The sequence below is a fragment of the Stenotrophomonas sp. YJH_SMC_54 genome (assembly GCF_059368435.1).
On the sequence record NZ_JCAFRS010000007.1, the window covers coordinates 207675 to 221345 of the forward strand.

Below are 13671 nucleotides of genomic sequence, written 5' to 3' on the forward strand. Positions count from 1 at the left end.
GGCACGATCACCCGCGCAGCCTCTTCATCCTTGAACCTGCAAGGCGGATGATCACCACATAGGCCAGCAACATGCCGGCGCCGATGCCCATTACTTCGATTTCCCAGTTGTGGCGGTAGGGCGAAGGGCCCATGAAGGCCCACGCCAGAAGCACCGCCGCAATCAGCAAGGCGCTGCGATTGGCCTTCGAAATGAGCTCATCTTCGGTCGCGTGCCCCATGTTCGGATCCCAGGAACCGAGCAGCCATCCCAAGCCACGCAGGTACTCGCGCGCCACGAAGAACAGGAAGACGAATACGCCACCCATCGTGCTCAGCAGAAACTGGAAGAGTGGGTCCACCGGCGGCCTCTTGGACGAGGCAGACATTGCCTCGCAGGATCATCAACGGGCGCAGTATGCCAGCGTGCTGGCCCCCAAGGGATGGCGCCTTGCCTCAGCCGCAGGCGACTTTCCAGCAGCCGACGGTGCATCGCAGCTGCCCGGGCGGGCAGGCTCGGTCAAGGCGTGCGCCGCAGCGACAAAGGCGGATGCAGGAACGCTCTACTCGCCGGCATGCTGTGCGGTCTTCTTCTCGTCGCCATCTGCGGCGGCACGGCTCTGCGCGAACTCCGGGAACGTCTTCGCGATCGAATCCTTGTCCGGCAGGATGTAGAACACACCGCCCTTCTCGAACGTGGACTGCACGATCTGCTCGTAGAACGCGGGCGAGACGTTGATGCAGCCGTGGGTGACGCGGTTGTCGTCCGGCGTCGGCGTTGCCAGCCGTTGGGCGCGTTTCTCTTTCGGGGTGCCTGGCGGCAGCGGGTGCATCGAGACGGCGGAATCGTAGTCCACCCACAGCACGCGCCCGGCATCGTCGGAGGGGCCGTAGCCACCAATGAAACGGCCGGCAGGGGTGGTGCGGTCATGGCCGGGAATCGCGCTCAGTGCGAGCTTGGCAACACCAGGGGCCGAGTGATCACCGATGGCCGAACCGAACAGCGCCGGTGCCGCGCCGCGCAGCTTACCGTCGCCGCCGAAGATCAGGACCTGCGCGGCGGCCTTGTCCATGATTGCGAACGGGTAGCCCTGGTTGTCCTTGCTGGCAACCACCCAGCCGGCCAGCTCGATCACTGTTTCGGACACGCTCTGGTCGGGTGGAAGTTCATCAACGGCAGCAATTCGCTGTTCAGGCGCTTCCTTGTCCTTGTCCTTGCCCTTGGCGCTGGCTGCGCCGCTGCACGCAACGGCCAGTGCCATCGCCAGTGCGGCATGGAGGACGCGGCGTGCAGGGGAGGAGGAGGTACGAATGGGACGGCTCCTTGCAATGCAATCCTGGGTGGAAGGATGCCAGTGGCCGGCGAAGGCCACTGGTTCCCGATACAGAGGTGGATCAATTCAAAGGATGAGGGAGCTATCAGCCGCGCGGCTTGCGACCGGCCGGTGCCCTTTCAAGCTGCTGTACGCGGCCTTCGATCTGGTCCAGACGCTGGTTGGCCTGCTGCGCCGACTGGTTGGCGGACTCGGCACTCTGGGCAGCGCCCTGCACCTTTACGTCGAGCTGATCGAGGCGCGAGTTGATGGTTGCGAACTCGTCCTTGTAGGTGGCGCAAGCGCCGAGGCTTACGGTGGCCACGATGGCGACGGTGATGGCGCGTGCTGCGTTGATGTGCTGCTTGGTCAGTTTCATTTCCAACTCCCTCCTTCGTCTGGGGAAGCTGGAATATAGCGGCGTTTGTTCCCGGCGCCAGCCCGTGCTTTCAGCTGGAATTTGAGTACGTGGATGGGCTGTGAAGGCCTGTAGATCAACAAACCTTAACAAGCGGGATCAAGCGAACTGATCTGCATCGGCGGGGCGCCTTGCGCCTGTTAAACGTTACCCATTCACCTGCATGAAGCCGGCATCACGGCATGCGCGTCTGCGTGCTTCCGCCTGCTCCGCACGCAGGTTGCCATCCACTTGCTTCCAGCAGCGCTGCAGCGTTCCCAGGCTGGACATCCAGCAGTTCGGCGACGCCGCTGCGCGTGTCGGCCGCGCGCGCAACGTAGGCATGGGCGATGCGATAGCCGATCCAGTAGCCGAGATCTCCGCGGCGCGCATCGTCGCCGGGACCGTTGTACAGCCACCTCGAAAGATCGGTACCCGTGCTGTCCTGCAGGAACGCGCGCTCCAGCGCACACTCGCGACCCTGTGTCCAACGCTGCAGATGCGCGTTGGCCGGTTGCCCGGAGATCCGTTCGGCCACGTATTCGGCGCCCCCTTCCAGCAGGGTCTGATAGAGCAGGGTGGGCTGCTCGATGTCCACGCGTGCACCGGGCTGTTGCACGTGCACATACTCATGCGCGATCAGATGCACGAAGCGGTCACCTACGTCGGTCTGCATCCAGTCGGCGTTGCACAGTGCTTCCAGTCCGATGACCACACCCGCTTCGGTAGTCACGCCACCACTGTTGCCGCGGCCCACCAGTACGGTGACCGGGGGAAAGCGCGCAGACGGCAACAGGGCGCCAAGTCGATCGACGGCAGCGGCGACGCGCGTGCGGATCGATGGCAATGCGGTCGCGCAGGTTCTCGCTTTCGCAAACAATGCCGGCTTGTCCTGGATGGCCCTGGCCAGCCGCTCCATCGAGCCGATACGGCGGTCGGTGAAGCTGCGCAGGGCATCCGTACCCGCATCCAGATAGCCGTGTTGCAGATCATCGGCGCTTGGGCGCCCTTGGTTGGCGTCCAGCACCTTGAAGAAGCGCGTGACATCGTCTGTCTGTACGACGATGTGCCTGGCAGAAACGATGCGCTCAGCGGCCTGTGCCTGCAGCAGCGCAACCGGCGAGGCGATCAGGATCAGTGCCCGCATCAAGCATCGAGCGTGGTGCGCGTAAGAAGCCGACAGCGGTCCCATGCGGAGTTCCCTGAACACCAGCCTTATTTATACACCAGTCAGTTCAATATTCAGGGTTGATTAGACCCCCTAACGGATAATTCACACCTGTCGACCGCCTCTTCTCTCTCCCCCTCCCGGGAGGCGGCCGACGAAACCAAAATAATTAAAGGTGTGTCCCGATGAACAAGAATTCGCTGCTTGCCCTGGGTCTTCTGGCTGCTCTGCCGTTCGCTGCATCGGCAACCGATGGCCTGTCGTACAACTACGTTGAAGGCGGCTACGTGAACACCGATGCCAAGGGCGGCGACGCCGACGGCTGGAAGGTGAAGGGTTCCGTGGCGGTGCACCCGAACTTCCACATCTTCGGCGACTACAGCGCGCAGGAGACCGACAAGTTCAAGAATGACGTCGACCAGTGGCGCATCGGCGCCGGCTACAACTACGGCATCGCACCGAACACCGACCTGGTGGCTCGCGTTGCGTACCAGAAGTTCGACATGAAGCATGGCCTGGACTTCAACGGCTACTCGACCGAAGTTGGCGTGCGCACCGCGTTCAACCCGTACGTGGAAGGCTACGTGATGGCCGGCTACGAGGACTACACCAAGAAGCACGGCATCAACCCGGACGGCGAGTTCTATGGCCGTGTCGGCGCCACCGCCAAGTTCAACCAGAACTGGGGCCTGAGTGGCGAAGTGAAGCTGGCCAAGGCCGGCGACCGCGAGTGGTTCGTGGGCCCGCGCTTCACCTGGTAACAAACGCCTGTCGTTAGTGCGTGTTGTGCTGGCGTGTGACTCTCTCTCTCTCCCACACGCCAACCGAAGCCCGGCCTCGCGCCGGGCTTCACTTTTATGGGCCCCGTGGCGCCACAATGCGGCATGGGCGACCCTTCCTCTCTTGCAGGCACCGGCACGACCTACCAGGAGCATCTGGCGCCTGCGCCGCTGCGCGGCCACTTTGGCCAGCTGTGGCAGAGCCAGCTTCCTGCCGATGCCGATGGGCACATCACCGTATTGCCCGATGGCTGCGTGGATATCCTCTGGCGCGACGGTGCGCTGTTCGTCGTCGGCCCGGACCGCGTGGCCGCGCACCCGGCGCTGGCGCCCGGTGCGCAGGTGCTGGGCGCACGCTTCCGTCCCGGCCAGGCATTGGCCGCGCTGGGCCTGCCCTTGGCCGGGATCATCGGCCAGGCCGTGCTACTGGCCGACCTGAAGGGCGCGTGGGCGAACAAGGCAGCGGCCTCCATTGGCGACACCGCGCCTGCACAGCGCCTGCAGCGAATGGCGCATTGCCTGCAACAGCACATGGGTGCGGCCGCGCTCGATACGCCGGCGCAGCGCGCCCATGTCCTGTTCCAGGCGCTCGCCGCGGGTAATGCCACGCTGGATACGCTGGCGGCGCACCTGGGCCTGAGCCCGCGCAGCCTGCGGCGTTTCAGCCAGGCGCAGTTCGGCTACGGCGCCAAGACGCTGGAGCGGATCCTGCGGCTGCAACGTTTCCTGCGCCAGAGTCGCGCGCTGCCACTGCATTCGTTGGCGATGCTGGCCGCTGATGCCGGCTATGCCGACCAGGCCCATCTCAGCCGCGAGGCGCGTGAACTGGCGGGCATGACCGCCAGCGAGCTGCGCCTGGAGTGGGGACAATGATGGCCGTTTTGTTCAAGACCACTGTGCTGCATTGATCGATGCTGGGCTCCCACCACGGAGCCTCGCCATGAATCCTGCCGCGCCCCACGATGCCGAACGCCGCATCGACAACATCGAATTCAACGTCGCCGACATTGACCGTAGCAAGCGCTTCTACGGCGAGGTGTTCGGCTGGCGCTTCACGGACTACGGCACGGCCTACACCGAGTTCGACGACGGCCGTCTGAAAGGTGGCTTCGTGTCTGACGTGCCGGTGCGCGCCCAGGGAGGACCGCTGGTGATCCTCTACTGCGCGGACCTGGCCGATGCCCAGCAACGCGTAGTGGCCGCCGGTGGCGAGGTGGTGCAGGCGGTGTTCGCCTTCCCGGGTGGTCGCCGCTTCCACTTCCGCGATCTGGATGGCTACGAACTGGCGGTCTGGAGTGATGTGGACTGAGGCCTTCGTAGCTTCGCCGGTGGACGGAACGAGAACCGCTCCGTCCCCGGTCAGGCGGTTCCGCTATGATCGCCCGCACATCGCCACACGCGATGCGTCCGCCTCAAGCCAGCAGGAACCGCCGTGAACTCCCAGCCCGCACCGATCACCGCCGTCAACCACACGCTCGACAACGAGCCGCAGCAGATCACCGCGCCACTGACCCATTCGGCGGCGTTTCTGGTGCTGAAGGTGAAGGATGACGAGGCGTCGATCGCCAAGGCACGCGAGGTGCTGGCCAGCACCGACGACCTGATCAAGAACACCGCCATCCGCGAGATCGAACGCACCTTCACCTGCAACGTGGCCATCGGCCACCGCGTGTGGAAGCCGCTGGTGGGCACCACGCCACCGCGTGAGCTGCAGCCGTTCCGCGAGATCAAGGGCGCGACCCACACGGCCGTGTCCACGCCGGGCGACCTGCTGTACCACATCCGCGCACGTACCATGGACCTGATCGTGGCGTTCGAGCGCAACCTGCTGATGGCCTTTGGCGATGCGGTGGAGACGGTCGATGACGTGGCCGGCTTCCGCTATTTCGATGGCCGCGACCTGCTCGATTTCGTTGACGGCACCGCCAACCCGGAAGGGCTGTCGCTGCCGGAAGCCACCATCGTGGGCGAGGAAGACCCGGAGCATGCCGGCGGCAGTTACGTGGTGGTGCAGAAGTACCTGCACAATCTTGATGCCTGGCGCGCGCAGAAGACCGAAGCGCAGGAAGCGATCATCGGCCGCACCAAGCACGACAACATCGAGCTGGACGATGCGCCGGCCGATGCGCAGAAGTCGCACAAGACGCTGTGCACCATCGAGGATGCCGACGGCGAGCACGAGATCCTGCGCGACAACATGCCGTTCGCCAACCCGGGTCGCGGCGAGTACGGCACCTACTTCATCGGCTACACGCGCCGCCTGTGGGTGATCGAGAAGATGCTCGAGCGCATGTTCATCGGTAATCCCGCACCGCTGCATGACCGCATCCTTGATTTCTCCACCGCCACCACCGGCGTGACCTTCTTCGCGCCCTCGCGCAAGGTGCTGGCCGACCTGGGCGACTGATCGCGCCGGGTAGCAGCGGCCGCCATCTGCCTGTCATCTACCGCGCCGACCATCAGCCGTTGGATGAGAGCGCAGGGGCGGGCGATGGCGATGGCAAGGAACACAACCGGTGCACGCCGCTGGTGGCGGCCACTGGCCGCGTTGTTCGGCGCGTTGGCACTGGGGAGTGCCAGCGTTTCCGCGCAGGAAGCTCCTGCACACTGGATGGCCTATGCCGCCGCCGTGGGGGGGCAGCTGCAGCAGCGCCTGCAGCAGGAGCAGGACCCGCAGGCGCAGCGCGTGCTGGAATGGCTGCAGGCACATCCGGACGCACCGACGCCGCTACCGGTGAGCGTGTGGATCGCGGCGGATGGCCGCATCTCGAAGCTGGAATTCGACAGCCTGGGCGATGCCCAGGTCGACGCCGACCTGCGCGCGACCCTGCAGAGTGCACCCCTGCAGGCCGTGCCACCGGCCGACATGCGCCAGCCGCTGCGGCTGGGTTTGGTGCTTACCCAGTAGATCCACGCCATGCGTGGATGTTCTGGGTAGATGCCGACCTTGGTCGGCACGCACGCCAGCCAAGGTTGGCGACTACCGGTAGCCCAGCCACGCATGGCGTGGCTCTACTGCGTTGCCACCTGTGGCTCGCGAGCGGCGGCGCTCCATGCGCGCAGGCCGAACACGGCCAGGCCGAGGAAGAACACGTACAGCGCGGCGGTCACGTGCAGCGACTTGAACAGGTACGCACCCACATAGACCACGTCCACTGCGATCCACACCCACCAGCAGGCCACGTGGCGGCGGGCCTGCCACCATTGCCCGACCAGGCTCAGACCGGTCAGCAGCGCATCCAACCACGGCAGGGCAGCGTCGGTGAAGCTGTGCATGGCTGCACCCAGCACCACGCCACCGCACAGGCCGATGGCCAGGTCGCGCAGCAGCATGCCGCGTGCCAGCGGCACGATGCGGATGCTGCCTTCATCGGCGGCATGCTGCCGCCAGTTGAGCCAGCCATAGACCAGGAAACCACCGAAGGCGATCTGCAGCAGGGTGTCCGAGTACAGCTTGGCCTCGGCGAACACCAGGCCATACAGCGCCACCGACAGCAGGCCCACCGGCCACGCCGCCAGCCGGCGCCGGGCCATCAGCCAGACGCCGAGGATGCTGCACAGTGCGGCGGTCCACTCGAGCATCACGCCGCTCACAGCGCGAACGTCACCGACAGGCGGGCCTGTCGCGGTGCGCCGGGGAACAGGTAGTAGTCACCGCCGCTGCTGCCGGTATCGCGCCAGTAGAAGCGGTTGAACACGTTGTCCACCGACAGGTTCCAGGTCACTGCGCGCTCACGCAGGCGATGCTGGAAACGCAGGCCAGCGTCGAACACTGAATAGTCGGGTGCGCGCACGCCACCGTCGGCGCGGGCCACGTTGGCACTGGCATAGCGCCAGCCGCCGGTCACGTCCAGGCCCTGCACGAACGGCAGCGCGTAGGCTACGTGCACGCTGGCGCGCACCTTCGGCACGTTCACCAGCTGATGGCCTTCATAGGCCGGGGTACCGGTGTCGCGCGCGCGCGCCTGCAGCACGCTGGCGCTGGCCACGATCTGCAGCGCGTCGGTCAGCTGGCCGTTGGCGGTCAGCTCCAGGCCGGTGTGGGTTTGGGTGCCTTCCTCGACGAAGGTGTAGCCGACGTCGCTGTTGTCGGGCTTGGCGTACTGGTACGGCTGCGAAATGCGGAACACCGCCGCGCCCAGGGTCAGCGCCTCGACCGGCACGTACTTCACGCCCACTTCCAGCTGCCGCGACTGCACCGACGGCAGGAAGGTGTCGGCGTTGCTGGTCCAGAACGGCGCTTCCTGGCCCAGCGAAATGCCGCGCACGTAGCTGGCATAGGCGTTGAGCTGGTCGGTGGCCTTCCACACCACCGCAGTCTGCGGCAGGAAGCGCGACAGGCGGCTGTGCCGCTGCGGGGTGCCACGCTTGTCGTAGGCACGCTCGTCCAGGCGCACGAAGCGGCCACCGGCCAGCCACTGCCAGTCATCGCCGAAGCTGATCCGGTCCAGCGCGAAGAACGCGGTCTGGCGGCTGTCCAGGCGACGTGCGGACGGGCCCGGCATCTTCGGCGACGGCGCGAACACCGGCACCGGTGCTTCGTGGATGTTGCTGGTGCCGACGTACTCGTTGACGCTCGGGCGCTTGTCCACGGTGCGCCGGAAGTAGTCGGCACCGACGGTCAGCTCATGGCCGACGCTGCCGGTCTCGAAGCGGCCACGCAGCTCGGCACGGGCCTGCTGGTTGCGACGGGTGTCGTCCGGGCTGCGGTAGTCGTAGACGTCATAGTCGCCGTTGGGCGCGAAGTAGTTGCCCGGCACGCTGCCATCGGCGCACAGCACGGCGTAGTAGCAGCCGTAGGCGAAGGCGACGTTGTCATCGATCACCGAACGGCTGTGGCCGACCGAGATGCGCGACTGCCAGGCCTCGTTGAAGTCGTAGGTATGCAGCGCGGTGATGTTGGTGCTGGCGATATCCACCGGGCGCTGCCACGGCTGGTAACCCAGCAGGTGTTCGCGGTCGACGCCACGCGGCAGGTCGCGTGCGCCCAGCAGCTGGTAGCCGGACACCGAACGCTGCGAGCTGGTCTGGTAGTTGGCATCCACTTCCAGCTTGCCGCGTTCGCCAATGAGCCAGTCGGCGGCCAGCGAGTAGAAGTTGCGGCGACCGTCGGCGTGCTCGACATAGGAGTTGCTGGAATCCCATGCGGCATTCAGGCGCAGGCCGAAACGCGGGGTGATCCAGTGGCCGACATCGACGGCGACGTAGCGCGAGCCTTCCGAATCGGTACCGAGCGTGGCGGTGCGCACTTCGGCCGGGCGCTTGCCGATGTAGTTGATGATGCCGCCCGGCGCCATCACGCCTGCGGCCAGGCCGGCTTCACCCTTGAGGATCTCCACCGACTGCACGTTCTCCAGCGCCAGGCGCTGTTCGCCGGCGATGGACAGGCCGTTGAAGCGGTAGCCGGTGGCGGCGTCCAGGGCGAAGCCACGGATGGCGATGTTCTGGTAGTAACCCACCGGCGCATACGCATCACCCAGCGAGGCATCGTTGCTGGCCAGCTCGGACAGCGAACGCACCTGGCGACGGTCCAGGTAATCGCGCTCAAGCACGTTCACCGAGGCCGGCGTGTCCTTCCAGCTGCCGCCACCGAAGGCGTTCACGCGTGAGGTATCGGCCTTCGGTTTGCCGGCCTGCACGCGTACCGCCGCCAGTTCGGTGGGCGAGCGCTCGGCGCCGGTGGCAGCCGCATCAGGGGACGCATCGGCCTCGCTGGCGTGCAGTGGCAGCGCAGCGCAGAGGGCGAGGGAGAGCAGGGTGGGGCGCAGGCAGCGGTTCATTCGGTTCGTCTTCGGACAACAAGGGAGACGAAGCGACGGCGCGCAGGTGCACCGGCCCATGATGGGGGTGTGGCTGCGGCTCAAAGCTCCCTACGCCGGTGCAAACCGGATCAGGTTCCAAGGGACTCTCTCAGCCTGGCAGATCCAGGCACCCCCGCTTCAGGTGACCATTTCACTACAAATGGTACGGATTTGCGAGCCGGCGTCCTTCAGGCTGCGGGGTCCAGGCTGCGGGGTCAGATCCCTTTCCGCAGGAAAGGGATCTGACCCCAATGGTGCGCCAACCGGGTCACGCCGCCGCGTGCAGCGCCTGCAGCAGTGCCTGTCCCGGCGCGCTGTGGAACCACGCCGGATGCCCCAGCATGAAGGGCTGCCACGCGACGTCGGCATTGGCGGTCGAGCCGGTGACGCCTTCGAAGTACTCCACTTCGGACAGTGCGAAGTCGAAATGGACCATCGGCAGCAGGTCGGCCAGCAGGTGCACGCGTGCCGCCGACAGCGGCAGTACCTGGCGGTAGCCGTCGAGCAGGGCCAGCGCGATATCGATGCGCACCGCCTCCATGCCGCGCTCCAGCTCCAGCCACGCCACCGCGTTGCGCTCGATCGCGGTGGCGAGGTCGAACAGTGCGCTGGTGGGCGAGGCCAGGCCGAAATCCAGCACGGTGCTGATCTGCCCATCGCGCCACAGCAGGTTGGAAACATGCCAGTCGTTGTGGGCCCACAGCCGCGGCTCGTCGCGCAGGCGCCTGGCCAGGCCCGCATGCCACGGCAACACGTCACGCTGCAGCTGCGCTTCCCACGGAATGCGCGCGACATAGCGGGCCAGCCCGGGGCGCTCGTGCAGCCCTGCCTTGATGGCCGCGACCGGATCGTCGGCGCGGATCAGATCGTCGCGCGCGACCAGCACATGGGTGCTGCGCTGGGGCGCGTAGTAGCTGGCTGCGGCACGGTGCAGTTGTGCGAGTGCGCGTCCGGCTTCACGGGCCTGCGCGATATCGGTCAGCAGCGACCACGACACCGCGTCGCGATACAGGTCCTCACCGACGCCAACCGCATGCAGCTCGAACGTCCATTCGCCATGCTCGACGGCAGTGTGGCCATCGGTGGCCGGCAGCACCTGTACTACCGGCACGCCGGCGGCGGCGAGATGGGCGATGAAGTGGTGTTCTTCTTCCAGGCAGGCCGCACTGCGCACGCTGTGGTGGTGGCGCTTGATGAACACCGCTCCGTTCGCGCCGTTGACGATGGCGGCAGCCGACAGCGGCCGCGGGCTGTGCCAGCGCGGTTGGCTGCGCTCGTCCAGCTGCGGGTAGTGCTGGCGCAGCCACGCGATGTCCGCCGCGCTGATCGGTGGCCAGTCGGCAGCGACCTCGTCGTTGTTGAGGCCCTGCACGCGGTGGGAGGAAGAAGTCATGCCGCAGCCCCAGTGGGGAAAGTCACATCCAAGGCTGCGCATTCAACGCCATGCACGCGGCCAACGCAAACGGGCGGGTCATCGACCCGCCCGTCCGTGCATCGGCATGGAAGATGCCGCGCTGCTTACCAGCCGCGATGGCGACCGCGGTCGTGGTAGTAGCGGTTGTCGTAGTAGCGCTCGCGTTGCCAGCGACGGTCATCACCGCGGTCGTAGTAGCCGCTGCGGTAGTAGCCACGGTCGTAACGGCGATCGTAGCGGTCGTCGTAACGGCGATTGTCGTAGTAACGGCGGTCGCGGCGGTCGGAGGTGGTCAGGTTGCCGATCGCGCCGCCGGCCACGGCGCCGCCGACGGTGGCAGCGGGATCGCCGTTGGAGAGCAGGTTGCCGGCCACGCCACCGACCACGGCGCCGACCAGGGTGCGCTTGTCCTTCCTCGACATCGCGCTGGCATCGCTGACCACGGCGACACCGGCCACCAGTGCCAGGGCCATCGCCAGACCACGGAAGCTGAGTGTGGAAGTACTGAGCATGTTCGTTCTCCTGTGAGGTGCATGCCACGCTGGGCAGGAGGGCGCGGGCGCCCCGGCTGCCGTGGAGACCACGCTGACGTTCCAACATTGCCGGAACATTGCCTGGTCCACCGTGCGGCTTGCGCATTCATCTAGCGGCAGGCGGCATGAAGCAAGGCTGAAAGCGGCCTCGGCCGCTCAGCTGGCAGAAAGGGAAAAGGCCACGCGGACGTGGCCCTCCCTTCTCTGCCAAGGCGTTGCAGGCTTAGACGCCCATCGCCTTCTGTGCCTGCCGGGCCTGCTCCTGCTGGGCGTCCTGCTGCTGGTGCAGCACGTTAGGCGCGCCCTGCACGGCACCGCTACTGAGCGCGATGCTCTGCTCGCTGGCGGCTCGGGCCTCCACCGCCACGCGGCTGGCCGCCGGGTCACCGATCGTGCCCTGCACGGCAAACAGGCGTTCACCGTTCGGGCTGGGCACCACCGTGTCGATGCGCTGCAGGCCGGCGGCATGCGCCTCCTTGGTCAGGGCCGCGGCGGCGCTTTCCAGCGCGTGGCGATCCTTGAAGGTGCCGGCCGGCAACAGTTCCAGACCCTTGCTGGCCTGGATGAAGAGCGGATTGCGCGGGTGCCGTTCGTCGTTCAGCAGCGGGCGCTCGCGGGCTTCCTTGATGGCCTCCAGCGTCTTCGCCCCGACAATGCCGTCGGCCACCAGGCCGTTGTCCTTCTGCAGCTGGCGCACCGCCGCGTCGGTGTTGCGGCCGAAGCGGCCATCCTCGACCAGCGGCTTGCCGTCGGCACCGACGTAGCCCAGATGTCCCAGCTGTTCCTGCACCTTGCGCACGCCTTCGCTGTGCGCGCCCTGCTTGTACAGTTCGGCGTGCGGCGTGGCAGCGGCCTTGTGCTCGGCGGCAGGCTTGCCCTGGGCCTGCTCGTGCGATGGGGTGCGGTTTTCCAGCAGGTCGCGCGCCTTGGACAGTGGATCGGAGGCGTACAGCTTCCAGTTCGGGTGGTCCTTCACCTGCTTGAGGTAGTCCTCGACCGGCATGGTGTGCACGCCCTTGCTGCCGGAGGACTGGCTGATCAGCAGCTTGTCGGTGGTGGGGTCGCGCACCACCATCACGATGTGGTCGATGCCGTTCCAGTGCTCGTGGCGGGTCCTGGCCGTATCCAGGCCGATGATCATGCCTTCCTTCAGCGCACCGGGCTTGAGGATCGCGTCGCGGTCCAGCAGCACGCCGGACTGGTCGAACGCCTTGCGCACGATGCCGCCGGATCCCAGGTTGCCCAGGTCGATGCGATCAGCCTTGCTGAACACCGCGTGCCCGGCCTTCTGGTTGATCTCGTCCATGGTCCGGTTCTGCAGGGTGCCGACCCAGCCGGAACAGTCGATGTAACCCTGCTCCACGTTCTTGCCGGTCTTGCCCGGTACGTACAGCGCGTGACCCGGAATGTTGATGGCGTACTTCACGTGGTCGTACTTCACGCCGGCCTCGTAGGCGGCCTGCAGTTCGATGCCCGGTTTCGGTGTGGCAGCCGCCGTTGCAGTTGCCGCCAGCGTGGTTGCACCCGCCACCACGGCTGCGCTGGCCTGTGCAGGCGCTGCTGGGGTCTGGCCCTGGCCCTGCGCCACCGCCTGCGGTTCGATGTTCTTTTCCGGAATGCTGATCGCCGCGTACTTGTGGATGTAGTAGCTGGAGAAGGTGCGTGCCAGGTCGCCGTCGTTCATGCCGCGCATCTCGGCCAGGGTGTGGCCGGTCAGCGCCTTCGCGTCGGAACCGATCTGGTTCAGCACGTTGCGGCGCATGTTGATCTCTTCGCCGTGGCTGTTGCGGACCACGCCGAAGGTGCCGGTGGCAATGGCGGTCTGTACCGAGCCATAGCCGGCGCTGCCCTGCTGGTGGGCCAGGTACAGGTCCAGCCCGGTGGGCGTGTCGCCGCCGGACAGGTAGGGGTTGCCGGTGCGCTCGTTGCGGCGTGCCATCGAGTCCAGGTTGTCCTGGTACATCTGCGCGGCCGCTTCAGTGTTGCGGGTGGGGTCGAACTCGTGGCCGGTCAGGTGGTACTGGCGCGCGGAGCCGGGCACGAACTGGAACAGGCCCTTGGCGCCGGACGAGGTGTTGTGGGCGCGCTCGTTGAAGGTGCCGCCGGTCTCGATGTGCGCGAAGCGCATGAAGTCATCGACCGGAAGGCCTTTCTGCCGGGCGACCTGCTCGACGATGTCCAGGACTTCCTTTCTGCTGTAGTCATGCTGTGCCATGACGTTTTCCTCGGGGTTGATGGAGCGGCGCATGCCGCGAATCGCCAACCGGACTCATCCGTGAGTCAAGAAC

Annotated in this window: 14 protein-coding genes and 1 riboswitch; of the genes, 5 read left to right on the top strand and 9 right to left on the bottom strand. The window is 66.3% G+C overall.

Going from position 1 to position 13671, the window contains the following annotated elements; genetic code table 11:
• Positions 1-7 precede the first annotated feature (7 nt).
• The 4 genes from AC5P5S_RS10765 to AC5P5S_RS10780 form a co-directional block, all read right to left on the bottom strand.
• Positions 8-340 carry a hypothetical protein gene (locus AC5P5S_RS10765; protein WP_239500689.1) on the bottom strand — a complete coding sequence of 111 codons (333 nt, stop codon included), beginning with the start codon at positions 338-340 and terminating at the stop codon, positions 8-10.
• A gap of 201 nt (positions 341-541) precedes the next feature.
• Positions 542-1240: a L,D-transpeptidase family protein gene (locus AC5P5S_RS10770; protein ID WP_062606371.1), complete on the bottom strand. Its 699-nt coding sequence runs from the start codon at positions 1238-1240 to the stop codon at positions 542-544.
• 157 nt (positions 1241-1397) lie between these two features.
• Complete coding sequence (locus tag AC5P5S_RS10775; protein WP_005407606.1) at positions 1398-1670, bottom strand: hypothetical protein; 273 nt, start codon at positions 1668-1670, stop codon at positions 1398-1400.
• Between the two features lie 214 nt (positions 1671-1884).
• The gene (locus AC5P5S_RS10780; RefSeq protein WP_062606369.1) at positions 1885-2835 is read right to left on the bottom strand and encodes a DUF2268 domain-containing putative Zn-dependent protease; all 951 of its coding nucleotides are present in this window, start codon (positions 2833-2835) and stop codon (positions 1885-1887) included.
• 206 nt (positions 2836-3041) lie between these two features.
• Between AC5P5S_RS10780 and AC5P5S_RS10785 the strand changes: the two genes are divergently transcribed.
• From AC5P5S_RS10785 to AC5P5S_RS10805, 5 genes are all read left to right on the top strand, one after another.
• On the top strand, positions 3042-3617 hold the full coding sequence (locus tag AC5P5S_RS10785; RefSeq protein WP_005411880.1) for an OmpO family porin: 576 nt from the start codon (positions 3042-3044) through the stop codon (positions 3615-3617).
• Between the two features lie 123 nt (positions 3618-3740).
• Entirely contained in the window at positions 3741-4508 is a 768-nt protein-coding gene (locus tag AC5P5S_RS10790; protein ID WP_062606367.1) for a helix-turn-helix transcriptional regulator, read from the top strand.
• A 67-nt stretch (positions 4509-4575) separates the two neighbouring features.
• Positions 4576-4944, top strand: a complete 369-nt coding sequence (locus AC5P5S_RS10795) for a VOC family protein (protein ID WP_062606366.1) — start codon at positions 4576-4578, stop codon at positions 4942-4944.
• A gap of 123 nt (positions 4945-5067) precedes the next feature.
• On the top strand, positions 5068-6042 hold the full coding sequence (locus tag AC5P5S_RS10800) for a Dyp-type peroxidase (RefSeq protein ID WP_024957753.1): 975 nt from the start codon (positions 5068-5070) through the stop codon (positions 6040-6042).
• Positions 6043-6126: 84 nt separating this feature from the next.
• Positions 6127-6543 carry a hypothetical protein gene (locus AC5P5S_RS10805; RefSeq protein WP_062606364.1) on the top strand — a complete coding sequence of 139 codons (417 nt, stop codon included), beginning with the start codon at positions 6127-6129 and terminating at the stop codon, positions 6541-6543.
• Between the two features lie 104 nt (positions 6544-6647).
• Here AC5P5S_RS10805 and pnuC read toward each other — a convergent pair whose 3' ends face one another.
• From pnuC to AC5P5S_RS10830, 5 genes are all read right to left on the bottom strand, one after another.
• Positions 6648-7217: a nicotinamide riboside transporter PnuC gene (pnuC, locus tag AC5P5S_RS10810; protein ID WP_062606404.1), complete on the bottom strand. Its 570-nt coding sequence runs from the start codon at positions 7215-7217 to the stop codon at positions 6648-6650.
• Positions 7218-7225: 8 nt separating this feature from the next.
• Complete coding sequence (locus AC5P5S_RS10815; protein WP_062606362.1) at positions 7226-9415, bottom strand: TonB-dependent receptor; 2190 nt, start codon at positions 9413-9415, stop codon at positions 7226-7228.
• 70 nt (positions 9416-9485) lie between these two features.
• Positions 9486-9581: riboswitch (TPP riboswitch) on the bottom strand.
• A gap of 123 nt (positions 9582-9704) precedes the next feature.
• Entirely contained in the window at positions 9705-10829 is a 1125-nt protein-coding gene (locus AC5P5S_RS10820; protein ID WP_043034965.1) for a phosphotransferase enzyme family protein, read from the bottom strand.
• A gap of 125 nt (positions 10830-10954) precedes the next feature.
• On the bottom strand, positions 10955-11362 hold the full coding sequence (locus AC5P5S_RS10825) for a glycine zipper 2TM domain-containing protein (RefSeq protein ID WP_014645533.1): 408 nt from the start codon (positions 11360-11362) through the stop codon (positions 10955-10957).
• A 244-nt stretch (positions 11363-11606) separates the two neighbouring features.
• Positions 11607-13598 (bottom strand): peptidoglycan-binding protein, encoded by a 1992-nt coding sequence (locus tag AC5P5S_RS10830; protein ID WP_087802893.1) that lies wholly within the window; start codon positions 13596-13598, stop codon positions 11607-11609.
• Between the last annotated feature and the right edge of the window lie 73 nt (positions 13599-13671).

Bases quoted from the DNA above. Each gene is read 5' to 3' on its own strand.
- AC5P5S_RS10770 (WP_062606371.1), bottom strand. From the start codon at position 1,240: ATGGCACTGGCCGTTGCGTGCAGCGGCGCAGCCAGCGCCAAGGGCAAG.
- AC5P5S_RS10775 (WP_005407606.1), bottom strand. From the start codon at position 1,670: ATGAAACTGACCAAGCAGCACATCAACGCAGCACGCGCCATCACCGTC.
- AC5P5S_RS10780 (WP_062606369.1), bottom strand. From the start codon at position 2,835: ATGCGGGCACTGATCCTGATCGCCTCGCCGGTTGCGCTGCTGCAGGCA.
- AC5P5S_RS10785 (WP_005411880.1), top strand. From the start codon at position 3,042: ATGAACAAGAATTCGCTGCTTGCCCTGGGTCTTCTGGCTGCTCTGCCG.
- AC5P5S_RS10790 (WP_062606367.1), top strand. From the start codon at position 3,741: ATGGGCGACCCTTCCTCTCTTGCAGGCACCGGCACGACCTACCAGGAG.
- AC5P5S_RS10795 (WP_062606366.1), top strand. From the start codon at position 4,576: ATGAATCCTGCCGCGCCCCACGATGCCGAACGCCGCATCGACAACATC.
- AC5P5S_RS10805 (WP_062606364.1), top strand. From the start codon at position 6,127: ATGGCGATGGCAAGGAACACAACCGGTGCACGCCGCTGGTGGCGGCCA.
- pnuC (WP_062606404.1), bottom strand. From the start codon at position 7,217: ATGCTCGAGTGGACCGCCGCACTGTGCAGCATCCTCGGCGTCTGGCTG.
- AC5P5S_RS10815 (WP_062606362.1), bottom strand. From the start codon at position 9,415: ATGAACCGCTGCCTGCGCCCCACCCTGCTCTCCCTCGCCCTCTGCGCT.
- AC5P5S_RS10820 (WP_043034965.1), bottom strand. From the start codon at position 10,829: ATGACTTCTTCCTCCCACCGCGTGCAGGGCCTCAACAACGACGAGGTC.
- AC5P5S_RS10825 (WP_014645533.1), bottom strand. From the start codon at position 11,362: ATGCTCAGTACTTCCACACTCAGCTTCCGTGGTCTGGCGATGGCCCTG.
- AC5P5S_RS10830 (WP_087802893.1), bottom strand. From the start codon at position 13,598: ATGGCACAGCATGACTACAGCAGAAAGGAAGTCCTGGACATCGTCGAG.